The 20,793-nt window shown below is 67.2% G+C and carries 21 protein-coding genes; 8 read left to right on the forward strand and 13 right to left on the reverse strand.

The features are described from left to right. Positions 1-69: 69 nt before the first annotated feature. The 4 genes from BO221_RS57415 to BO221_RS28615 are packed head-to-tail and all read right to left on the reverse strand — an operon-like array spanning position 70 to position 4,163. Positions 70-1,446, reverse strand: coding sequence for a cupin-like domain-containing protein (locus tag BO221_RS57415; protein WP_073563762.1), 1,377 nt, complete (start codon positions 1,444-1,446; stop codon positions 70-72). Between the two features lie 52 nt (positions 1,447-1,498). Further along, positions 1,499-2,305, reverse strand: coding sequence for an ABC transporter permease (locus BO221_RS28605; RefSeq protein ID WP_073563764.1), 807 nt, complete (start codon positions 2,303-2,305; stop codon positions 1,499-1,501). Between the two features lie 2 nt (positions 2,306-2,307). Next, the gene (locus BO221_RS28610) at positions 2,308-3,144 is read right to left on the reverse strand and encodes an ABC-2 family transporter protein (protein WP_073563766.1); all 837 of its coding nucleotides are present in this window, start codon (positions 3,142-3,144) and stop codon (positions 2,308-2,310) included. After that, positions 3,141-4,163 carry an ATP-binding cassette domain-containing protein gene (locus BO221_RS28615; protein WP_073564365.1) on the reverse strand — a complete coding sequence of 341 codons (1,023 nt, stop codon included), beginning with the start codon at positions 4,161-4,163 and terminating at the stop codon, positions 3,141-3,143. The genes BO221_RS28610 and BO221_RS28615 overlap by 4 nt, the downstream gene beginning before the upstream one ends. Positions 4,164-4,309: 146 nt before the next feature. Between BO221_RS28615 and BO221_RS28620 the strand changes: the two genes are divergently transcribed. The 6 genes from BO221_RS28620 to BO221_RS28645 all read left to right on the forward strand — a co-directional run bounded on the left by BO221_RS28620 (position 4,310) and on the right by BO221_RS28645 (position 9,377). Next, positions 4,310-5,074 (forward strand): 2OG-Fe(II) oxygenase, encoded by a 765-nt coding sequence (locus BO221_RS28620; protein ID WP_073563768.1) that lies wholly within the window; start codon positions 4,310-4,312, stop codon positions 5,072-5,074. A gap of 139 nt (positions 5,075-5,213) precedes the next feature. Beyond that, complete coding sequence (locus tag BO221_RS28625) at positions 5,214-6,095, forward strand: oxidoreductase (RefSeq protein ID WP_073563770.1); 882 nt, start codon at positions 5,214-5,216, stop codon at positions 6,093-6,095. Between the two features lies 1 nt (position 6,096). Continuing rightward, on the forward strand, positions 6,097-7,098 hold the full coding sequence (locus BO221_RS28630) for an AraC family transcriptional regulator (protein WP_073563772.1): 1,002 nt from the start codon (positions 6,097-6,099) through the stop codon (positions 7,096-7,098). 75 nt (positions 7,099-7,173) lie between these two features. Beyond that, positions 7,174-7,647 (forward strand): SMI1/KNR4 family protein, encoded by a 474-nt coding sequence (locus BO221_RS28635; RefSeq protein WP_073564366.1) that lies wholly within the window; start codon positions 7,174-7,176, stop codon positions 7,645-7,647. Between the two features lie 189 nt (positions 7,648-7,836). Further along, positions 7,837-9,153 carry a hypothetical protein gene (locus tag BO221_RS28640; RefSeq protein WP_233166296.1) on the forward strand — a complete coding sequence of 439 codons (1,317 nt, stop codon included), beginning with the start codon at positions 7,837-7,839 and terminating at the stop codon, positions 9,151-9,153. Further along, entirely contained in the window at positions 9,153-9,377 is a 225-nt protein-coding gene (locus BO221_RS28645) for a DUF2283 domain-containing protein (RefSeq protein WP_073563774.1), read from the forward strand. The genes BO221_RS28640 and BO221_RS28645 overlap by 1 nt, the downstream gene beginning before the upstream one ends. Before the next feature lie 1,051 nt (positions 9,378-10,428). Here the strand turns inward: BO221_RS28645 and BO221_RS28650 are convergent. After that, positions 10,429-11,931 (reverse strand): IS1182 family transposase, encoded by a 1,503-nt coding sequence (locus BO221_RS28650; protein ID WP_083681114.1) that lies wholly within the window; start codon positions 11,929-11,931, stop codon positions 10,429-10,431. Positions 11,932-12,204: 273 nt separating this feature from the next. Here BO221_RS28650 and BO221_RS54060 point away from each other — a divergent pair, with 273 nt between their 5' ends. Next, positions 12,205-12,456: a hypothetical protein gene (locus BO221_RS54060; protein ID WP_143195743.1), complete on the forward strand. Its 252-nt coding sequence runs from the start codon at positions 12,205-12,207 to the stop codon at positions 12,454-12,456. Positions 12,457-12,569: 113 nt separating this feature from the next. On the opposite strand, the gene BO221_RS28655 is transcribed toward BO221_RS54060, so the two are convergent. The 5 genes from BO221_RS28655 to BO221_RS28675 form a co-directional block, all read right to left on the reverse strand. Further along, positions 12,570-13,235: a hypothetical protein gene (locus BO221_RS28655; protein ID WP_073563775.1), complete on the reverse strand. Its 666-nt coding sequence runs from the start codon at positions 13,233-13,235 to the stop codon at positions 12,570-12,572. Between the two features lie 497 nt (positions 13,236-13,732). Next, on the reverse strand, positions 13,733-14,509 hold the full coding sequence (locus BO221_RS28660; RefSeq protein ID WP_073563777.1) for an SDR family NAD(P)-dependent oxidoreductase: 777 nt from the start codon (positions 14,507-14,509) through the stop codon (positions 13,733-13,735). Between the two features lie 54 nt (positions 14,510-14,563). Beyond that, complete coding sequence (gene fabF, locus BO221_RS28665; RefSeq protein WP_073563779.1) at positions 14,564-15,820, reverse strand: beta-ketoacyl-ACP synthase II; 1,257 nt, start codon at positions 15,818-15,820, stop codon at positions 14,564-14,566. A 64-nt stretch (positions 15,821-15,884) separates the two neighbouring features. Next, the gene (locus tag BO221_RS28670; RefSeq protein ID WP_073563780.1) at positions 15,885-16,484 is read right to left on the reverse strand and encodes a TetR/AcrR family transcriptional regulator; all 600 of its coding nucleotides are present in this window, start codon (positions 16,482-16,484) and stop codon (positions 15,885-15,887) included. Between the two features lie 94 nt (positions 16,485-16,578). Beyond that, positions 16,579-17,814, reverse strand: coding sequence for an acetyl-CoA C-acetyltransferase (locus BO221_RS28675; RefSeq protein WP_073563781.1), 1,236 nt, complete (start codon positions 17,812-17,814; stop codon positions 16,579-16,581). A gap of 133 nt (positions 17,815-17,947) precedes the next feature. Here BO221_RS28675 and BO221_RS28680 point away from each other — a divergent pair, with 133 nt between their 5' ends. Then, entirely contained in the window at positions 17,948-18,691 is a 744-nt protein-coding gene (locus tag BO221_RS28680; protein ID WP_073564367.1) for a 2OG-Fe dioxygenase family protein, read from the forward strand. 92 nt (positions 18,692-18,783) lie between these two features. Here the strand turns inward: BO221_RS28680 and BO221_RS28685 are convergent, their stop codons facing one another. Genes BO221_RS28685 through BO221_RS28695 form a run of 3 tightly spaced genes read right to left on the reverse strand, consistent with a single transcriptional unit; the run spans position 18,784 to position 20,788 of the window. Continuing rightward, a complete protein-coding gene (locus BO221_RS28685; protein ID WP_198956211.1) occupies positions 18,784-19,602 on the reverse strand; it encodes a 3-keto-5-aminohexanoate cleavage protein in 819 nt (272 codons plus the stop codon). Between the two features lie 5 nt (positions 19,603-19,607). Continuing rightward, a complete protein-coding gene (locus BO221_RS28690; RefSeq protein ID WP_198956210.1) occupies positions 19,608-19,970 on the reverse strand; it encodes a hotdog fold domain-containing protein in 363 nt (120 codons plus the stop codon). 29 nt (positions 19,971-19,999) lie between these two features. Continuing rightward, positions 20,000-20,788 (reverse strand): OAM dimerization domain-containing protein, encoded by a 789-nt coding sequence (locus BO221_RS28695; RefSeq protein WP_073563785.1) that lies wholly within the window; start codon positions 20,786-20,788, stop codon positions 20,000-20,002. Positions 20,789-20,793: the final 5 nt, after the last annotated feature.

Raw genomic sequence — 20,793 nt, forward strand, 5'->3', positions numbered from 1 at the left:
GGGCTGGAGGGGGGAGGGGAGCCAGCATGTTCGGGTTCTCTGGGAGGGGGAAGGAGTGGGCGGGGAGGTTCAGCGCGGCTTCTTGCCGGGAGCGGGGCAGCGCTGGACGGCGCGCCAGCGCACGAGGTCATCGAGCAGGGAGCGGAAGGAAGCGCGGGAGAAGGAGCGGGARGGGAGGCGGGAGAAGAAGGCGTGCTCGAGGGCGGAGACGCTCAGGGGCTTGCCCAGGTTGAGGGAGGAGACGAGGCGCTCGAGGCGGCGGCGCAGGAGGGGGGAGCCGGGGAGGGTGGAGGAGCGGCCGATGGCGGAGACCAGGAGCTGCTTGCCGGGAAGGGGAACGCAGACGATGGGGCGCTCGGGGTGGGCGCGGATCCACTCCTCGGGAGCGAGCGGGGGCTCCTGGGCCTCGGGCGGGGCGCCATTGAGGGCGCCGCAGGTGATGAGGCGGACCCAGTCGGCGGTGCTCTCGCGCTCGGCGGAGAGGAGGGCCTTGCGCTGGCCGCGCTGACGCAGGGCGGAGCGGATGCTGGCGGGCACCTGCCAGGAGCGCTTGCCGGGCAGCTCGTTGTGGCGCAACTGGCCGGGCCACTCATGCGGGGCCGCGTCGGCGGTGAAGTGCGGAGGGCCGAAGCTCACCCCGAGCGAGATGCTGAGGGACATGCCCTCGGTGGGCTCGGCGCGGTGCCAATGGGAGACGGGCCAGTAGGTGACGTCGCCCGCGGAGGCCTCGATGAAGGACGCGCGCGACAGCAGCTCCGCCTCCTCTTGTTTGTCGCGCAGGAGGATGGAGCAGGGCTTGTCGACGAGGGAGACGCCCTTGGGAACCTCCTCGCGGCCGGAGAGCGCCTCGTAGGGCCAGAGGCTGTAGGTCTTCCGGCCCTCGACGACGAAGTTGAAGACGTGCGAGTTGTCCTTGTGGATGCCGAAGGGCGTGTAGCGGTAGTTGCCCAGGAAGATGCTCGAGTCGTTGCTGCCCAGGGGCACACCGGCGGACGCGTAGAGGCCGGACAGGAAGCTCGTCGCTTGCAGCCAGTGCCTCCAGTGGAAGCCCTGGGCGCGGTTCAGCACGAGGCCGAAGCGCTTGCCCTCCAACAGCGTGTCCAGGCGCGCCAGATAGCTGGGGAGGTCTCCGTCCTCGCGCGTGGGCAGGAAGGGGGAGGGGAAGAGCTCCATCCCGTAGTGCGGCAGCCCGCCGGGCCCGTTCTCGTGCTCGATGAAGAAGCGCAGGGGGGTGGTGTACTCGCCCCGGCGCACGCGCCCGGCCGCCTCCAGGAGTGCCTCGTAGATCTCCTGGCCGGTGAAGAAGTGCTGGGTGAAGGGGCGCTTGAAGACGCCGGGCTCCCGGTTCCAGTGGCGCTGGGAGAAGTCCTTCCAGAAGGAGCGGGGCAGTGCGAGGGAGGGCTCGCCGTGGGGCGCGGGGGCCTGGGTCGGGAGGGGGGCCAGCATGGCCTGGGAGTCTAGCACCGGACACTGGGGCGGGGAGGAGCCCACCCCCGGCTCAGCTGCCCACGCCCTGGTAGCGCTTGAGGCATTGCGTCCAGAGCAGCCCCGCCAGACAGGTGATGGCGATTCCCACCAGGGGCGCGCCATAGCCCATCCACGGGTTGGCCCCTGGCTTGTTCAGCAGCAGGGTGCCCGGGTAGTAGCTGACGAAGGCGAATGGCAACACCCAGGTGGTGATCCACTGCAGCAGCCGGCCGTAGAGCGTGACGGGGTAGCGGGCGATCGTCGACATCTCCTGCACCAGCACGGGCACCTGCATGGAGGTGTCCGGCTCCCAGAAGACCACGCACTGGGCCATGAAGTTGAGCGAGCCGATGAGCAGCGTGGCGCCGAGCACGCTGGCGGCCAGGAAGACGTACTGCCAGGGGGCGAGGGCGAGGTTCAGCTCCGACACCGACCGCGCCAGCAACACGAGGCCCAGCACCACGCTGCCCAGCCCGTGGAGGCTCGAGGCGTGGCAGATGACCTGGAGCGCCGCGGGCAACGGCCGCACGAGCAGCCCGTCCAACTCTCCCAGGTTGACGAGCGCCGCCAGCTCCCAGGGGCCATCGTAGAAGAGCTCCACCAGCCCGATGGGGATGACGGCGAGTGAGTAGAGGAAGATCATCTCCCACTGGCTCCACCCCTGGACCTGGGGCACGTGGAGGAACACGGTCCAGAGGAAGACGAAGCCGGTGGCGTGGCGCAGCGCCATCGCGGCGATGCCGAGCCAGAAGTCGGCCTCGTACTCGAGCTGCACGCGCAGGTGCAGCAGTTGGAGCCGGAGGTAGATCCACACCCAGCGCGCGAGCCTCGTGAGCATGTTCAGCCTCCCTGGATGTCCAGGGCGCGGCGGCCCGGGTTCCACAGCGAGCGCGCCACTCCCCAGAGCACCAGCACCCAGAAGGCCTGGAGCGCCAGGGCCTGGAGGAGCGCGCTTCCCTGGAGCTCACCCAGGTAGATGGAGATGGGCGTGTGGATGATGCCCTGGAAGGGGAGGGCCAGGGAGAGGGAGCGGAGCCAGGAGGGGTAGAGGTCCAGCGGGACGAGCGCTCCAGAGAAGATGCTCATCAGGGCGGCCTGCATCCAGTGCAGGCCCAGCCAGTTCTTGGTCCAGAGGCAGAGCAGCGAGGTGATGAGGCTCACCATGAAGCGCACGAGGAAGCCGAGCAGGAGGCTCACGGCGAAGAACGCGGCGGCGGAGGCGGAGGCGGCGGGGAGCACGTCGAGCAGGGTGAGCCCGAGTCCCGCGGCCACGAGGACACCGAGGGTCCCCTCGACGAGGGCGGCGCCCGCGGAGAAGGCGAGCTGGGAGGTGAGGACGTCGTAGGGGCGGAGCAGCTCGATGGCGATGTCCCCGGTGCGGATGAGCTGCAGCATCCGGTGGACGGAGGAGGACGCGTTGATGAGCAGGTTGGCGGACTGGGCGAGCACCAGGTAGGTCCGCATGCGCGCCCAGTCGAGGCCGCCCACCTGCGAGGTGCCGTCGAAGACGGCGCTCCAGAGATGGTAGGAGACGGCCAGCCACACGGTGTTGCTCAGCAGGCTGAGCAGCACGGTGCGGGGGTAGGCGAGCGTGCGTTGGGCGCCGATGAACATCAGCGCGAGGTACTTGGAGCGAGGGGCCTGCCGGAGTGCCGCGGTGGCGGTGGAGCCGCTCATCGTGGGGGCTCCTGGAGCCGGTTCTCGTAGAGGTCGCGCAGGATGGAGTCGATGCTGGGCTCCTGGACGCGGAGATCCTGGACGGGGAGCGCGGCGAGCAGCCGGCCCACCACCGAGCCGACGGGAGCCTGGGCCATGTCGAACTGGACCACGAGCTGGTGTTGCTCGGGCTGGGTGCTGCAACTGGCGGCCAGCTCGGGCAGGGCCTGCCGCGCCAGGGCGAGCGCATCGGGAGGCTGCCCGCGCAGGGCGAGGTGGATGGCGCACGTGCGGCCGAAGCGTTCCTTCATGGTGCGCAGCGGCCCGTCGAAGAGGATGCGGCCGCTGTCGATCATCACCATGCGCTCACAGAGGTCCTCGATGTCCCCCAGGTCATGGGAGGTGAGCATGACGGTGACGCCGCGCTCGCGGTTGATGTGGCGGATGAAGCCGCGCACGCGCTCCTTCACCGCCACGTCGAGGCCGAGGGTGGGCTCGTCCAGGTAGAGCAGCTCCGGGCCGTGGAGCAGCGCGGCGGCGAGCTCGCAGCGCATGCGTTGCCCCAGGGAGAGCTGCCGGGCGGACCGGGCGAGCAGGTCTCCGAGCTCCAGCAGCGCGACGAGCTCGTCCAGGTTGCGGGTGAATTGCTCGCGAGGCACCTCGTAGATGTCGCCGAGCACCCGGAGGGACTCCTGGATGGGCAGGTCCCACCAGAGATGGGAGCGCTGGCCGAACACGACACCGATGCTGCGCGCATTGGCGGCGCGCTCGCGGTGGGGATCCACCCCGCGCACGCGGACCTGGCCGCTGGTGGGCGCGAGGATGCCGGTGAGCATCTTGAGCGTGGTGGACTTGCCCGCCCCGTTGGGGCCGACATACGCGACGCTCTCGCCAGCCTCGACGCGCAGGTCGAGCCGGTCCACCGCGGTGTGCTCGGTGTACCGAGGACGCAGGAGGTGACGGACCGCCCCGGTGAAACCGGGCGCTTTGTTGGAGATCCGGAAGGAGCGGGAGAGCTGCTGGGCTTCGATCAGTGCCACGCGCCGCATCCTAGCTCACGCTTCATCGGAGCCAGCCAGGGCAGGCCAGGGGGATGTAGGGGGGGATGCTACCCTCCGCGCGGGTGTTCGGCCGCCTCGAGCAAAGGCATCATCGAGGGACAGCAACTCAGGCGGGGAGGTCTGGTGTGAGCGTCGCAACCATCGAAGAAGGCCCCTTGCTGGGCCCGAGCTTCTTCCTCTCCCGGACGGCGCTCCGCTCGCTCGCGTTGGCCCACCGTGACAACTACGGCGCCGCACGGCCCTATCCGCACGTGGTCATCGATGGCTTCCTGGGAGAGCGGCTCGCGTCCGGACTGGCGGAGGTCTTCCCGGGCGCATCCGAAGCCAGCTGGAAGCGGCGAGATCACCAGGAACAGGCGGCGCGCCTGGGACAACTCCAGCGCAAGGCGTTCGAAGGGGTGCCCGGAGCGCTCCGGCATCTGCTCTCGGAATTCTCGAGCATGTCGTTCCTCGACTTCCTGGAGACGCTCACCGGCGTTCAGGGGCTCATCGCGGATCCGCACTTCCGAGGCGCCGGGCTGCACCTGACGCTGCGGGGAGGCCATCTGGCGTTGCACGCGGACTTCAATCGAGATCGCTTCCGTGCGCTCTCGCGGCGGCTCACCGTCCTCTACTACCTGAACCCTGGCTGGGAGCCCGCCTGGGGCGGCGACCTCGAGCTGTGGAATGCAGACCTCTCCCGGTGCGAGACGAAAATCGCTCCGCTCCTGGACCGGTTGGTCGTGATGGCGCACGGCGATGACTACTGGCATGGCCACCCATCCCCCCTGGAGTGCCCCGAGGGACGGGGCCGGGCGGCGGTCGCGGCCTACTTCTACACGGCGGAAGTGTCACCAGACGCGCCCGAGGCCCACAGCGCCATCTGGGCGCCCGTGCGTTCCCAGTCCTGACTGTCGCTTGCTCGCTCGCTGAGCCTTGGAGCCCATGGCGCGATCCGATGATGCTTTGGCGCGATCGGATTAGCGTGCTCCAGCCATCTTCGTGACTCTGCGTCTGGCCGAATCCCCGGCGCCACGAAGGAGCATGCGCATGTCGAAAGTCTGGCTCATCACTGGAAGCTCACGCGGTCTCGGCCGCGATCTCGCCAAGGCGGTGCTCGCTGCCGGCCACCGCCTGGTGGCCACGTCACGCAAGGCCGAGGACCTCCGGGAACTCGTCGCGAACCATGGCGATCAGGTGCGCGCGGTCGCGCTCGACGTGACCGATTCCGCCGCCGCGCGCCGGGCCGTCGCCGCCGCGACTTCTGCCTTTGGCCGGCTGGATGTCGTGGTCAACAACGCGGGCTACGCGAACATCTGCTCCATCGAGGATGTGGCGGAGGAGGACTTCCGCGCGCAGGTCGAGACGAACTTCTTCGGCGTGGTGAACGTCACGCGCGCCGCGCTCCCCGTGCTCCGGGCGCAGCGCGACGGACACATCATCCAGATCTCGTCCATTGGAGGGCGCCTGGGAAGCCCGGGGCTCTCGGCCTACCAGTCCTCGAAATGGGCCGTGGAGGGCTTCTCCGAGGTCCTGGCGAAAGAAGTGGGACCGCTCGGCATTCGAGTGACGATCGTCGAACCCGGCGGCATGCGCACCGACTGGGCGGGTGCGTCGATGCGCATCGATCCGGTCCAGGACGATTACAAGGCAACCGTCGGTGCGATGCAGAACCTCCGCGAGAACGCGGGGGTCGTGCGGGGTGACCCCCTGAAGGCGGCGCGGGCCATCCTCCAGATCGCCTCGGAACCCCAGCCTCCGCTCCGGCTCCTGCTCGGCTCGGACGCGGTGTTCCTCGCGGGGGCCGCTGCCCGGGCGCGAGCGGAAGAAGACGCCCGGTGGAAGCCGCTCGGCATGTCGACGGACTACGATGGCATGGGGGACTTCGCCGAGACTCCCATTGCCAGGATGATGGTCGAGAAGAGGAACTGAATTGCCCGCCGATCTCGTTCCCGTTCCAGGTGTGCTGCTCGAGCGCTTCGCCGTGCTCGGCGTGGATGTCGAGCGCGTGCTGCGACAAGCCGGTCTGTTGCGCTCACGATTCAAGGAAGCGAAGGCATATCTCACGACGCGCGAGTTCCTGGCGCTCTGGCGAGCGCTGGAAACCGGCAGTGGGCGGGACGTGGGCCTGCGCGTGGGTTCCGAGACGCTGCCGCACCAGTACGACGTCGCGTCGATGGCGGCGCTTCATGCCAGGAACCTCGGTGAGGCCCTGGAGAAGCTCGCCCGGTACAAACGCCTCACCTGTCCGAAGGATCTCACGATCGAGCGCGCGGACGGTGAGGCACGGGTGAGGTTCCACTGGGTGCTCGCCGAGGGGGCGTTGCCGGTGCGCCTCCTCGACGCGACGTTCGCTTCCACGCTCGGGCTGGCCCGCCGGGGAATGGGGAGGCCGCTCGTTCCGAGACGGCTCGAACTGGCACGGCGTCGAGCCGACGCGGACATGCTCACCCGCCACTTCGGCTGCGAGGTCGTGTTCGACGCTCCCGTGGATCTGCTCGTCCTGGACGAACGCGCGCTGGACGAGCGGTTCGTGACGCACAACGCGGATCTGCTCGCGGTGCTCCTGCCCGGGCTCGAAGCCGCGTTGAGTGAAAGCTCGCCCCATCGCACGCTCGCCGATGACGTGCGGACCGCGCTCCGCCGGAAGATGAGCGGAGAGCGCCCCTCCGTGGAGAAGCTCGCCGACGAGCTCCACATGAGTCCGCGCACGTTCCAGCGCCGGCTCAAGGAATCTGGGACGACCTATCAAGCGCTGCTCGACGAGGTCCGCCGGGAGTCCGCGTGCCGGCTGCTCGCGAACACGGAGCTGGATGCAGGAGAGGTGGCCTTCCTGCTGGGCTTCGAGGAGTTGAACTCATTCACACGAGCCTTCCGGGGTTGGGAAGGGGTGACGCCGAATCAGTGGAGAAACTCGGAACGTCGATCGGCTTGAAGACTCGCACGGCTGTGCTGGGCAAGTGCCCTGGAATACGGTGGGACCCGACCTTTTCTACTCAGACATCTGATGATGGCCACGCCTATGAGCCGCCTGCTGGAAGAAGTTTCCCGCGACCACTTCCCCTATCCGCCCGCCACGCCCGAGGAGATCGAAGCGTTCGAGCAGCGAGTAGGCTGGAAGCTGGACCCTGACCTCCGGGTCTTTTACATGCACTGCAATGGGGCGGAGCTGATCAAGCGGTTGCCGAACTCGCCATACCAGATGCTTCCCTTGTCTGAGATCGTCCGGGCCCGGGTGGCCATCTACGGCGAGGATGACGATAAATGGGGTCCGGCCTCGGTGTACGCCATCTGTGACGTGCAGGACGGCAACTACGTACTGGTGGACGTGAGTCGCCAGGCGAATGGTCGCTACCCCCTCTTCGACGGCGACCATGAAGCGTGGCCGGACCCGGCCTACTGCAAGCAGGTCGCCAGTTCCTTCTATGAGTTCCTGGAGCAGGTGATGCGGACCCGGCGAGGTCTCTACTGGCTGGGGGAATGAACCCACCACACCAGGAAGTCAGCGGGGACAACCGCCAAGGTTCTTACGCCGAAGCACGGGCGCTCTTTCTTGATGTACCCCTCGAATGACGCCGCCGAGAGCATCGGACACCGGGAGCTGTCAGACCAATAGGGTACCCGTTTGGAATAGCTACCCATCAGGGGGTGGTCATCGCCAGGGGGATTTCCCATGAAGCTGGGCTGGACGGCGGCGCTGCTGGTGCTCCTCGCCGGGTGTGCTACCGCTTCTCGGGTCGTGCGCCTGGACACGGGCCAGGCCGACACTCTCGTTTTCACCCCACGCTCCGGTGCCGAGCCGGTGAGGTTGAACGGCGACGAGTTCAAGGAGGCTGTGGCGAAGCGTGCCTGGGAGATTCGGCCCTCCACTCGGCCCCAGGAGGCCGCCCGGAAGTTGTTCGAGGTCGAGGCGCGGAGTGGTTCGTACACGTACGAGACACGCAGCCGCCGCGTCACTCCGCTCGGGTCGGACGAACATCTGGAGGGGGCACCACCGGCGGCGGAGGTGGAGTTGACGCGCGACTATCTGCGCTGGTGCGAGCGCACCGGCAGGCCCGGAGACTGTCTCCGCCTGCTGACGGAGAGCCATATCGTCAACGGGGACGGTCGTTTTGCTCTAGCCCTGGCCCTCGCCAAGGGAGCCGTGCTGGACGAGATGCTGGCTGCGTTCAAGGACATGGCCGATCCACACGCCATGGTGGCGGCGGTTCTCTGGACCTGGACCACATACATGGTCCTCATCTCCATTCCCGACGTGACGGTCTCGAAGGGCCTCGCGGCGGTGATGACCGCCACCCTCATCTCCTACGTGGGCATCGACACCTTCTGGGGCCTCGTCGTGGGCTTCAAGCGGCTGATGGACGAGGCGGATCGGGCCATCACGTTCAACGAGCTGCGTGAGGCCGGGGAGCGGTACGGCAAGGTGATGGGCCGCAACGCGGCGCGTGCGTTCGCCATGCTGGCCACGGTGGCTCTCGGCAATACGGCGACGGGGTTGGTGGCGAAGGTGCCGACGCTGCCCGGTGCGGTGCAGGCGGCGGCGCAGGCGGAGACTCAGGTGGGTATGCGCCTCGCGGCAGTGGGGGAGGTGGAGACGGTTGCCGTGAGTTCCGAGGCCGTCACCATCACCCTCGCCCCCAACGCGGTCGCGATGTCGGCCGGAGATGGCCAAGGCAACGGTCATGTCACGGGCGAGTTGGCAGAAGGCGCGTCGGATATCCACGTTGACAAGGTGGTCAACAGCAACATGCCGCACGCGGCGGAACGTGCGGTTGAGCGGGCTGGTTTCTCAAGCGTGCAGGATGCTCGCGCGGCCTTGCAGGAGTTCGGCCGACAGATCGAGAAGTCGGGGCTTCCGCCCGGAACCATTCGGGACACGGCCCACGCGGACCGCGTCATCGTTCCTGGCTTTGGCCGAGGTGGTGCGGTCGTCTATCAGCTCAGGGATGGTGTATTGAAGCTGAAGACCGTTTTGCAGTGGAGGCCGTAATGGGGCAGACGGATTCCAAGAAGAAGCTCGGGCGCTTCGAGCTGCGAGTCTCCCAAGACGATCAGGACGTGGCCTATTTGCGCCTCCCGAGTCATCCCGGTGAGACTTGCGAGATGTCGAAGTCGATCAGGCTGGCCGAACTCATGGGTTCCTACACGGGCCCCGATGTGGTGCTCGACTTCGACCAGGATGGAGTCCTGGTCGGGATCGAGCTCCTGGCGTGATGCCCTGCCGATGATGACGCGCATGGCCCCGTTTTGAGCTGAGCACCCAGTGGTGGGCTCTACTGGCCGGGGGAATGAATCTCCCCCAGCCCTACTTCAGTTCCGGGTTCTCACCGGCCCCGGGCGGAGGGGCTGGTGCTATCACCCTCGTGGGCTTGGGCACCCAGGGACAGGAGCACATCCGACGAAATGCCCAGGGTCTCGCACATACGGCGCAACGCAGGCACGCTGGGCGTCATCATCCCGCGCTCGTGAGCCTGCCCCGGTATGGTTCCATGCTGCCCATCTTGGCGAATCGCACCAGCTCCGAGACGTGCCAGTCGGTGCCTGCCTGCACGTCCATCCCGTCGCGCCAGTGCGGTGCAAGGTGCTTCGAGCCAGGAGGTAGTGCTCCCGGGGAATGTCCTTGGTCCGCTTCCACTGCTCGGGCCTGGCCGGGGCACGGTGAGCCGCCCGAAGGTCGGGTCCTCGGCCACCGAGAGGACGTGCTTCACCTTGCGCAACCAGGAGTAGACGCGCTTGAGGATCGCGATCCGATGCCCTCGGGCCTCCGTCCCCTCCAGGGTGGGGAGGATCTCATCGAGGAGCGTGGCCTTCCGCAGGTCTCGGCCCTTGAGCTGGTCGGCCCACCACACGAGATATCCCTGCTGCTTCTTCACTCAGGTGGAGCTGTTCTTGTCCATGTCGCGCGACCAGGCGAGGAATCCAGCCGCGAGCGGCGCGTCGAAGTAGATGGGTTTGGGGCAAGTCCGCCGGGTTGTAGTGCTCCAGGGCGGTCTCGAAGGTTGTCCGTGTTGTGCCCACGAGCAGGGGAGGGCAAAAGAAAAAGGGCGCCAGACTTGCGTCTGACGCCCTCTTTCAGCTCCCCGACGTGGACTCGAACCACGGACCTAGTGATTAACAGTCGTGAAAATGACTGGCGGACCACCATTCCTCCTCTAGGAGCTTGTCGGCGAATCGGCCAGAGGTACGGTAACGCGTAGCGGGCGCCATATGGCGCCCCAGGTGCAGAGGCCGTGGAGCCGCGACCGCCGTGCGGCGACCTGCTCCGCTACGCCGCCTGCGCGGCCAGGCTGGGCAGTTCCCACCCCAGCTTCCACAACTTCTTCAGGTTGTGGACGGCRCACGCCAGCGAGAATTCCCCTTGCACCTTGGTGAGGCCCCTCAGCGAGAAGCGTGGCAGGACTGTGTTCTTCACCTGCCCAATGACAGGCTCGGCTGTCACCTTGCGCCGCGCGTACGCCTTGCGTCCCCGCTTCGTCAAAATCTTGCGCTTCATGCGCTCCTTGAAGCTCAGCCCCGCCGGCGGGCGTCCGCGAGGAGCTGGCGGAGCTTCCTCTCCATGCTTGCTGCGCCCGGTGGCCACAAAGCACTCCACGCCCTTGTCCTCCACCTTCTCTACATCCTGCTGGCTCAGGTAGCCCGTGTCCGCACTCAGCTCCACGGGCAGCAGTCCCGTGTTGGCTTCCACCTGCTCCACCATCGGCGCGAGCTGGCGTGCATCACTGGTGCTCTGCCCCACTTCCTGGGCCACTATCAGTTGTGTGTCCGCGTCCGCCGCCACCTGCGCGTTGTAGGACTGCTGGAAAGCACCTGCCCGGGGCATGATTCTCGAGTCCGGGTCGGTGAAATTGCGCTGCGCCTTCTCGGAGGGCCTGGCCTTCTCGGGGTCGTCTCCCCTGGCCTCGGCCTTCTCCCTGGCCTCCTTCTCCAAGTCCTCCTTGGCCTTGCCAATCTTCTCCCGCCTCTTCTCCTTCTCCACCGCAAGCTCCAGCTTCTTCTCCGCCTCCAACTGGCGCGCGGCCTGCCGCAGCCGCTCGGCGCGCTTGTTGGGGTCCTTCATCTCCTCGGGCAGCTCATCCCCGCGCTGCCCCTTGCCGTAGCGCTTGTCCTCCTCGGCATCCAGCGCCTCAGCCTCTTGCAGCAGCCTGTCAATCTGCTCGTCCAGCTTCTTCATGGCCTCCTCCATCCGTCCGTAGCTCATCGCCTTGTGCTTGCTGGCGTTGGCCTTCCATTTCGAGCCGTCCACCGCCAGGTGCCCCAGCTTCTTGAGCCCCGAGCTGCGCGCCAGCCTCAGCGTGTCCACGAAGAGCGCTCGGAAGGCTTCCAGGTGCCTCACCCGGAAGGTGCACACCGTGTCGTGGTCGGGCCGCTCTCCTCCCGTCAGGTAACGGAAGGCGATGTCCGTCTCGCACCGCCTCTCAATCTCCCGGCTGCTCGTAATGCCCCGCGCGTACGCGTACATGAGCAGCAGCGTCATCATCACCGGGTGATAGGGCGGCTGGCCTCGCTCCTGGGTGTACGCCTTCAGTATGGGGCTGAAGTCCAGCGCCTTGCGCACCTCAACGAAGAAGCACGCCAGGTGCCCCTCTCCCAGCACCTCCCTCGCGTACTGCGGCAGCAACTGCCCCTGCTCCGGCGTCCACTCCCGGAATGGCCTCGGCGAGGCGTAGCGGGCAGAGCTCTTCGCTTGCTCCTCCCGCTCCGGCTTCTCGCTGGCGACTACGTCCAACAGGGCGGCCTGCTCTGGCTTCTTCGTCGAGGTGGTGCTCACCCTCCACCTTCAACCAGAACTCGCCTCCCCTCTGAAGGACCACCTGGGGCGTCACCCCTCTACTCCACCCTCTACGGTGGGATACTCCGACAAGCTCCTAGAGCGCCGGTGGGTGGCATCGCCTTCGTTGGGATCCAGAGAAGCCCGCGCATTCCTCCGTGCAACCCATAGCGACGGTGCTCGCGAATCCAAGCACCAGCTCTGCGGGGCGTGCACAGGTCTCCGACTGACCTCCACATTGAAAACTGGGAGATGTGCGGAGGGTTCCACATCATGGAAGGTACTCACGTCGAAGGCAGTCAACATCGTGTGCTGACGGCCGCACCCAGAATCACGCTGGGATGGATCAAGGCAAACCAAAGCACCCCTATTCGCAGTGAGGCCAAGGCCAACGATTTCCGAGTCGTCGATACGGGCGATGCATTCAAGGGCACAGGATGGAATAGGATTGACATCTGCACCGCAAATGCGACGGTTTCGTGCGAGGCCACCATCAATGGTCGATTGAGTATCGAATTGCAGTAATCGGGCCTCGCACCGGACAAGCAGGCAGGTGACCGCCTCCTGCACCTCCGTCGAGCAGCTCGCTGGAGGATGCAAGAGGCCAGGACCACGACGCTCCTCCGCCTGAGCTCTCTTCAGAAATTCTTTCTGAAGTAGAACGACCCTATCTTCAGCCTGCCCGCCCTAGGCGTCTCGTTGAAGAACAGATAGCCCTTCGGAAGAGATGAAAACCGGTGGTACTGCTCGGGTGTCCGATTGGAGAAAGGATACTCTCCCCACTCGTTGAGCATCATGACATATGCGGTGGTATAGGCCTTCATGAGACCTCGCCTGGCCTCCGACTGCCAGTAGCAATCCGCAATGGGGTTCTTCATGATCCTGTGGAAGTACGTCAGCTTCATACTCGGGTTCAGTCCGTTCAATCCATTGCCCACGGACATGTAATCACCCGCCATCTTCGCAATGACCCGGTTCGTCAAGCAGTCCGCGATGGCCTCAATGCTCTCTTCCTTGAGTTTGAGGTTGCTGATCTCGAAGTACATGGCCCGCGTCAACGCACTCACTGCGTCCGACGTGGGAGAGGAAATGGGCTTGACCGCTCCGACGAAGTCCAGGAAGGCATTGAACCCATCACTCCCGAAGATCGGATCACCGGCCATCTGCCCGAACTCCTCGTAGAATCTACCGAGGGAGTCACTGTAGGCCCGAGGATATCCTGCCTGGTAGATGAGTTCCTGCTGGCGGGCGGTGAGTGACAGGCTCAGGTTGGCCCTCACCTCATGCGGTGTCATTTCTTGCATTTCATTCCCTCCTTGTCCGATGGGCAATCCCCGGGTGAGGCACGAAACACCAGTGGAGCGAGCTGTTCATGGGGGATTGCCGACATGGCCGCTCCCGTTCATGAAGATTGAATTGCGCCTGAACGGTGACAAGAGTTCCCCTCCGAGGAGGAGCATGGGGCACCCCCTCGCAGGGAGCCCCTGCTCCCGGACACACGCCCGCCCGCGTGCATCGTCCACCGCAGCAACGGACGGACGGGCAGCGCGTCACCGTGGCGGACAAAGTAGCACCTTGCCCGGCGACGTAACGGTGCGGAAAAGCGCGCGAGCGGGAGGCCATGCCCTCAAGCGGTTCTCACCAGGGCGCGGAGAGAGGGGGGCCCACCCTGCCGACGCATGGCGGCATGGAAGTCGGGCCCAACCCCTCTCCATTCCAGCCATATGACAAGTCTGGGAACCGTTCCGCGTCCACGCACACGAAAGACGGTGCCGCCCGACGGGCCGGTAGGCGTGCTCCCTCAGGCTTCGTGCAGGACGCGGCCTTCCATGCCGCCGGCCACGGTGACGACCTCGCCCGTCACGTGGCCGGAGATGCGGTCGGAGGCCAGCGTCACCACCACGCGCGCCACGTCCTCGGGACGGCCCACCTTGCGCAGCGGCATGGTGCGCGTCACCCGGTTGATGAACGCCGGGTTCTCCAGCTTGTCCTTGTGGCGATCCACCGCCGTCCACCCCGGGCACACCGTGTTCACCCGGCCCAGCGGCGCGATGCGGGTGATCTCGTTCTTCAGGCTCTTGAGGAACCCGCTCGCCAGCGCGCCCTTCGCCGCCGCGTAGTCCGAGTGCCCTGCCTCCCCGAACAGCCCCGCCGTCGAGGCGATGATGATGATGTTGCCCGTCCCCGTCTTCTCCACGTGGCGCAGGAAGGCGCGGCAGCTCAGGAAGACGCTGTCCAGGTTCTCCGCCAGCGTCCGGCGCCACCGCTCCAGCGACATCTGCCACACGCCCTCATCCGGCGGCGGCCACACGCCCGCGTTCGCCACCAGCACGTCCAGCCGGCCCAGCTCCTTCACCGCCGCGGGCACCATCGCGTCCACGTCCGCCTCGGACGTCAGGTCCGCCCGCACCGCCGTGCCGCCCAGCTCACTGGCGAGCGCCCGCGCCTTGTCCTCGCTCCGGTGGTAGTGCACCGCCACCTTCGCCCCCTCCTCCGCGAAGGCCCGCACCACCGCGCTCCCGATGCCGCCCGCCCCGCCCGTGACGAGGACTCCCTTGCCTCGAAGATCCGTATCCATGGAGCTGCCCTCTAGCAGAGAGGGAGGGGGTCGCGTCCAGACACCCTCGGGCCGCTATGCGAAGCGCTTGAAGAGCAACACCGTGTTCGTGCCGCCGAAACCGAACGAGTTGCTCATCACCACGTCCACCCGCTGCTCGCGCGCCTGGTTGGGCACGTAGTCCAGGTCACACTCCGGGTCCGGCGTGGATTGGTTGATGGTCGGAGGAATGACCCGGCGCAGCAACGTCAGCACGCTCACCACCGCCTCGGCACCACCGGCCGCGCCCAGCATGTGGCCCGTCATGGACTTGGTGGAGGACACCGCCAGCGCGCGCGCGTGGGCCCCGAACACCGTCTTGATGGCCTTCGTCTCGTTGACGTCATTGAGGGGCGTCGAGGTGCCGTGCGCGTTGATGTAGCCCACGTCCTCGGGGTTCATCCTCGCCGACTCCAGCGCCAGGCGCATGCAGCGCGCCGCGCCCTCTCCTTCCGGGGCCGGGGCCGTCACGTGGTACGCATCCGAGTTGGCCCCGTAGCCCACCAGCTCCGCCAGGATGCGGGCGCCTCGCTTCTTCGCGTGCTCCAGCTCCTCGAGCACCACGACTCCCGCGCCCTCGCCCAGCACGAAGCCGTCGCGGTCCTTGTCGAAGGGGCGGCTGGCCCCCGCGGGATCCTCGTTCCGGGTGGACATCGCCTTCATCACCGAGAAGCCGCCCATGGCCAGCGGCGTGATGCCCGCCTCGGAGCCTCCGGCGATGGCCGCGTCCGTCTCACCCAGGCGGATGGACTTCCACGCCTCGCCGATGGCGTGCGCGCTCGTGGCGCAGGCGGACACCGGCGACCAGTTGGGCCCCTTGCATCCGTAGCGGATGGAGATGAGGCCCGGCGCCATGTTGATGATCATCTGGATGATGAAGAAGGGAGACACCCGATCGAATCCCTTCTCCAGTCCCTTGCGGTGCTGCTCCTCCAGGGAGTTGATGCCGCCAATACCCGAGCCGACGATGACACCCACCCGCTCGGGGTCGTAGCCGTGAGGCTTGTCCAGGCCGACCGGCAGCCCGCTCTCCCGCATGGCCATCTCGGCCGCGGCGAGCGCGTACTGCGCGAACAGGTCCATCCGGCGCACTTCGCGCTTGTCGATGAACTCCTCCGGCTGGAAGTCCTTCACCTCTCCCGCGATGCGGGTGTCGATCTTTCCCGTGTCGAAGCGGGTGATGGGCGCGATGCCGGACCTGCCAGCGAGCATCGCCTGCCAGTTCTTCTCGGTACCGGTCCCCAGGGGCGTGATGAGCCCCGTCCCGGTGATGACGACTCGACGGTGTGACATGGAATCCTTCCTTCAGGACGTGCTGCGATGGACAGCAATGCGGCCCTGGGGAGGACTCCCGCCGTCACCGGCTCTCGGGCGGAGCGGTGCTTCCCTCCAGGGCCTGTGCGCCGAACTTCCTGGCCGCCTCGAGGAGCTCGTCACTGAGGCGCGTGCCGCGCACGGCTCGCGACAACGTCAGCGCCCCGTACATGAGGGCCAGCAACGCGAGCGCCTTCTCCCGGGCCTTCTCCCCCTGTCCCACCAGGCCGCTCAAATCCTGGATGAACCCGTTGAGCTCCCCCTCCAGCGCCCCACGGTAGGGCTCCCCTTCCCTCGCGACCTCCGAGGCGATGCTCGGCAGGGGACAACCCACCTCCGGGTTGTCCCGGTGCTTCCGCGACAGATAGCGGTCGAGCACGCTCATCATCGGCGTGCGCGAGGAGTCGTTCATCGCCCGCTGGAGCATCGCGCTCCACATCGCCCGCGCCGTGCTCCGGATGGTCTCGGTGAAGAGGTGCTCCTTGGACTCGAAGTGCCCGTAGAAGCCCCCCACCGTGAGCCCCGCCCCCTTCATCACGTCCATGACGGAGCTGCCTCGGATCCCCCGCTCCCTCAGCAACGTCGCGGCGGACTCGAGGATGGCCTCGTGGGACTTTTGCTTCTGCTCCGCTTTCTGGCTCATGCCTCGACCTCGCTCCTGTTCATGATGGGGATAATGTTTCCCCCCTCATGGGTCAAGGCTCGCTCGGGCTCCGGACGAGAGGCGGCCCGTGGGCTCAGAGCCGCTCGAGCACGGTGGCGATGCCCTGACCGCCACTGACGCACAGCGTGATGAGCGCGGTCTGCTTGCCGGTCCGCTCCAGCTCGTCGAGCGCCGTGCCGAGCAGCATCGCGCCCGTCGCGCCGAGCGGGTGTCCGAGCGCGATGGAGCCTCCGTTGACGTTCACGCGCTCGGGGTCGATTCCCAGCGCCCGCGTCGTCTGCAGCACCACTCCCGCGAAGGCCTCGTTGATCTCCCACAAGTCGATGTCGCTCGCCTTCATGCCCGCGAGGCGGAGCGCCTTCTGGCTCGCCGGCGCGGGCGCGGTGAGCATCAGCACCGGCTCGCTCCCGAGCGTCGTCATCGCGCGGATGCGGGCCCGCGGTTTGATTCCCCGCTCCCGGACGTACCGCTCCGACGCGAGCAGCACCCCGGCGGCTCCGTCGACGATGCCGCTCGAGTTGCCAGCGGTGTGCAGGTGCTGGATGGTCTTCGCTTTCGGGTACGCCGCGAGCGCGAGTTGATCCAGCGTCTGCCCCTTCGGCCAGGCGGCCGTCTCCCCCAGCGCGGTGAACGCGGGCTTGAGCGCGGCGAGCCCCTCGGCCGTGGTGTCGGGGCGCGGGAACTCGTCACGCGCGAGCAGCACCGCACCGGTGTGCGGCTCCTTCACGGGGAACAGCGACTTCGCGAACCGGCCCTCCTCGATGGCCCGCGCCGCGTTCCTCTGCGAACGGAGCGCCAGGGCATCCAACTCCTCGCGCGAGAACCCCTCGAGCGTCGCGATGAGGTCCGCGCTGATGCCCTGGGGCACCTGGAACACGCGCTCGCGCAAGTGTGTGTTGCCGCCGTCCTGGCCTCCGCCATCCGAGCCCATCGGGACGCGCGACATGCTCTCCGCTCCACCGGCGATGACCAGGTCCATCGCCCCCGAGCCCACCGCCATGGCGCCGAAGTGCACCGCCTGCAGCCCGGACGCGCAGAAGCGGTTGAGCGACACCCCCGGCACCTCGTTGGGCCACCCCGCCGCCAACACCGCGTTGCGGGCCAGGTTCGCCCCCTGCTCGCCCACCTGCGAGACGCACCCCGCCATCACATCGTCCACCTCGCGCGCGTCGAAGCCCTGGCGCTTCTGGAGCGTGGTCAGCACCTGCGCCAGCAGTTCCTGGGGGTGGAGGCCGGAAAGTGCTCCCTTGCCCGCCTTCCCGCGCCCTCTCGGGGTCCTTACCGCGTCGATGACGTAGCTCGTGGTCATGTGCTCCCCTCTTCGCGACCGTTGATTACGGTCGTAATATGACATGGATAATCCGTAGCCGGGCCTCGCGCAAGGACGGATGGCGACACAGCCCTTTCCAAGCGGGCTCCGCCCGGCCATGGTGCGCCCGTCCATGAGCTTCTCGCCTCCCCTCACTCCCTCCTCCGAGGTCACCGCAGTCCTGCGCGAGCGCGGCTACGCCGTCCTCAGCCGCTCCGGCCTGTGCGAGCTGGTGGGTACCCCCTCCGCCTCACTCGATGCCCTGCGTCCGACCTGGGATGGACTCCTGCCCGATGCCTACCTGCGCGACGGCGGCCGCTACCGCTCCCGCCGGCACTCGTGCTTCGTCGTCGAGGGCGCGGCCGTCAGACCCGTGCCACACCGCGCTCACTGGCAGCCGGTCGAGTACAACGCCCTCCACGGCGGTCTGGAGCGCTGGTTCGAGCCCATCACTCCCGCCGTGGTCGAACAGCCGGCCTGGTCACAGTTGATTCGTGGGCTCGCCGCGTGCTGCTCCGCCTTGAAGGGGCCGCAGCCGTGGTTCGTCGAGGCCCATCAGTTCCGCATCGACACCACCGATGGCATCGGCCGGCCCACTCCCGAGGGCGCTCATCGGGATGGTGTCGACTTCGTCGCCGTGCTCCTCGTCGGCCGCGAGGGCATCAAGGGCGGTGAGACCCGTGTGTTCGAGGCCTCTGGGCCCCATGGCATCCGGTTCACCTTGACCGAGCCGTGGTCAGCTCTGCTGCTCGATGATGAACGGGTGATTCATGAGAGCACCCCGATCCAGCCGCTGGGTGAACGGGGCCACCGGGACACGCTGGTTCTGACCTTCCGCTCGAAGGGATTCCAGGGGCCCTCGGCTTCGGAGGGGTGAACGGGTTCAACCCGAGGACCTGGCACCCTCACCCCGTCCCTCTCCCGAGGGGAGAGGGGATGTGGGCGAGGTATCTAATCCTGTGGGCACAGTCAGGCGTCGAGGCGCAGCAGCTTGCGCGCTTCCTGCGGCGTCGCCAGCGTCCGGCCCTTCGCCTTCGCCCTCTTCACCGCCTCCGCCACCAGCTCCCAGTTTCCCTTCGCCAGTACGCCCTTGGACACGTAGATGTTGTCCTCGAGCCCTACTCGCGCGTTACCGCCCCGCTCCGCCGCCAACTCCACGAACGGCAACTGGTGCCTCCCCACCCCCGCCACCGTCCACGTGCTCCCCTCCGGCAGGGACTTGATCATGAAGTCCAGTGCGTCCTCCCGCGCCGTCAGCGCCCCAGGCACCCCCAGCACGAAGTCGAAGTGGCCCGGGAGATCCGCCACCCCCTCCTTCGCCAGCGCCCTCGCCTCGTCCACCATCCCCACGTCGAAGCACTCGAACTCCGGCTTCAACCCCAGGGCCTTGATGCGACGCGCGATGTCACGCACCAGTGGCCTCGGGTTCCAGAACACCTCGTCCCCGAAGTTCACCGTCCCCGTCGTCAGCGTGGCCATGTCCGGCCGATCCTCGCCCGTCAGACGAAGCCCGCCACACCGCTCGTCCACCCCCATCCCCACCGCTCCTCCCGTGGATACCTGGATGAGGATGTCCGTCCGCTTGCGAATGGCCCGGATCGCCGCACGGAACAGCTCCGTGTCCTGTGAGGGCTTGCCGTCCGGCGTGCGCACGTGCAGGTGCACCATCGCCGCTCCCGCCTCCCGGCACTTCACCGCGTCCTCGGCGATCTCCTCCGCGCTGATCGGAAGGTAGGGCGTCTGCTCGCGCGTCGTCTCCGCCCCCACCATCGCCGCCGTAATGACCATGGGGTTCATCGCTGACCTCGCTGTTTGTCCTTCGGCACCACGCACGTTCCGCTCGCCCGGCACACCACCACCGGCTCCGCCAACACGTCCGCCGCCGAGTCGTTCACGTCCGGCCTCGGGCGGATCACCTTCCGCGCCTCGAAGCGCATCTTCCTCGACGTGTTGCCCGTCTGGATGATCTCCCCCTCCGCCTCGATGAAGTCCCCCGCGTACACCGGCGCCAGGAACTCCACCGAGTCGTAGGCCCGGAACAGGCCCTCGTCTCCATCCATCCGGATGCACAGCTCGGTGGCCACGTCGCCGAACAACCCCAGCATCCGCGCCCCGTCCACCAGGTTTCCACCGTAGTGCGCGTCGTGGCTGCTCATGCGCAGCCGGATGACAGCCTTCACGTTGCTCACTTGGGCTCCCCCTCCCAGTGCACGTTCTTGTCCTCCTTGCCTTCCTTCTGGAGAACCTGGTGCACGATGTAGTTGGCCACGTCCGAGGGCTTCGTCCCCGGGCCGAAGCCCACGTCGAAGCCCAGTTCCAGCGCCAGCTTGAGATCCACGCGCGGCCCACCCAACAGCAACAGCGTCTTGCCGTGGATGCCCGCCGCCTTCGCCGCCTCGATGAACTGGCGCGAGTTGTCCTTGTGCACGTCCCGCTGCGTCACCACCTGCGACACGAGGATGGCGTCCGCGTTGCGCGCCATGGCCCTCTTGATGAGCTCCTCGTTGGGCACCTGGCTGCCCAGGTTGAAGGCCTCGAACCAGGGATAGCGCTCCAGGCCATAGTCGCCCGCGTACCCCTTCATGTTCAGGATGGCGTCGATTCCCACCGTGTGCGTGTCCGTGCCCGTGCACGCGCCGAACACCACGATGCGCCGCCCCACCTTCTCCTTGATGAGCCCGTTGAGGTCATCGTACCCGAGCTTCTTCACCACCACCTCGGGAACGTCGATCTCCGCGTAGTCCAGCGAGTGCTGCGTGCGCGCGTACACGATGAAGAAGGTGTACGTGTCGGCGGCACGCTCGGCGGCGGCCACCTTCACGTCGCTGAACCCCATCTTCCGCGCGAACACCGCCGCGGCCTCCTTGGCCTTCTCCGACAACGGCACCGGCAGCGTGAACGACAGCTGCACCACGCCGTCGTCGCGCCGGTCGCCGTAGGGGCGGATGATCTGTTTCGTCGGCTTCGTCGCCATGGCCG

The sequence above is a fragment of the Archangium sp. Cb G35 genome (genome assembly GCF_001896145.1).
Taxonomy (GTDB): Bacteria; Myxococcota; Myxococcia; order Myxococcales; family Myxococcaceae; genus Archangium; species Archangium violaceum.

Excerpts from the sequence above, each read along its gene's own strand:
- BO221_RS28605 (WP_073563764.1), bottom strand. The coding sequence starts at position 2,305 with ATGCTCACGAGGCTCGCGCGCTGGGTGTGGATCTACCTCCGGCTCCAA.
- BO221_RS28610 (WP_073563766.1), bottom strand. The coding sequence starts at position 3,144 with ATGAGCGGCTCCACCGCCACCGCGGCACTCCGGCAGGCCCCTCGCTCC.
- BO221_RS28625 (WP_073563770.1), top strand. The coding sequence starts at position 5,214 with ATGTCGAAAGTCTGGCTCATCACTGGAAGCTCACGCGGTCTCGGCCGC.
- BO221_RS28635 (WP_073564366.1), top strand. The coding sequence starts at position 7,174 with ATGGCCACGCCTATGAGCCGCCTGCTGGAAGAAGTTTCCCGCGACCAC.
- BO221_RS28640 (WP_233166296.1), top strand. The coding sequence starts at position 7,837 with ATGAAGCTGGGCTGGACGGCGGCGCTGCTGGTGCTCCTCGCCGGGTGT.
- BO221_RS28645 (WP_073563774.1), top strand. The coding sequence starts at position 9,153 with ATGGGGCAGACGGATTCCAAGAAGAAGCTCGGGCGCTTCGAGCTGCGA.
- BO221_RS54060 (WP_143195743.1), top strand. The coding sequence starts at position 12,205 with ATGGAAGGTACTCACGTCGAAGGCAGTCAACATCGTGTGCTGACGGCC.
- BO221_RS28655 (WP_073563775.1), bottom strand. The coding sequence starts at position 13,235 with ATGCAAGAAATGACACCGCATGAGGTGAGGGCCAACCTGAGCCTGTCA.
- BO221_RS28660 (WP_073563777.1), bottom strand. The coding sequence starts at position 14,509 with ATGGATACGGATCTTCGAGGCAAGGGAGTCCTCGTCACGGGCGGGGCG.
- fabF (WP_073563779.1), bottom strand. The coding sequence starts at position 15,820 with ATGTCACACCGTCGAGTCGTCATCACCGGGACGGGGCTCATCACGCCC.
- BO221_RS28670 (WP_073563780.1), bottom strand. The coding sequence starts at position 16,484 with ATGAGCCAGAAAGCGGAGCAGAAGCAAAAGTCCCACGAGGCCATCCTC.
- BO221_RS28675 (WP_073563781.1), bottom strand. The coding sequence starts at position 17,814 with ATGACCACGAGCTACGTCATCGACGCGGTAAGGACCCCGAGAGGGCGC.
- BO221_RS28680 (WP_073564367.1), top strand. The coding sequence starts at position 17,948 with ATGAGCTTCTCGCCTCCCCTCACTCCCTCCTCCGAGGTCACCGCAGTC.
- BO221_RS28685 (WP_198956211.1), bottom strand. The coding sequence starts at position 19,602 with ATGGTCATTACGGCGGCGATGGTGGGGGCGGAGACGACGCGCGAGCAG.
- BO221_RS28690 (WP_198956210.1), bottom strand. The coding sequence starts at position 19,970 with ATGAGCAGCCACGACGCGCACTACGGTGGAAACCTGGTGGACGGGGCG.
- BO221_RS28695 (WP_073563785.1), bottom strand. The coding sequence starts at position 20,788 with ATGGCGACGAAGCCGACGAAACAGATCATCCGCCCCTACGGCGACCGG.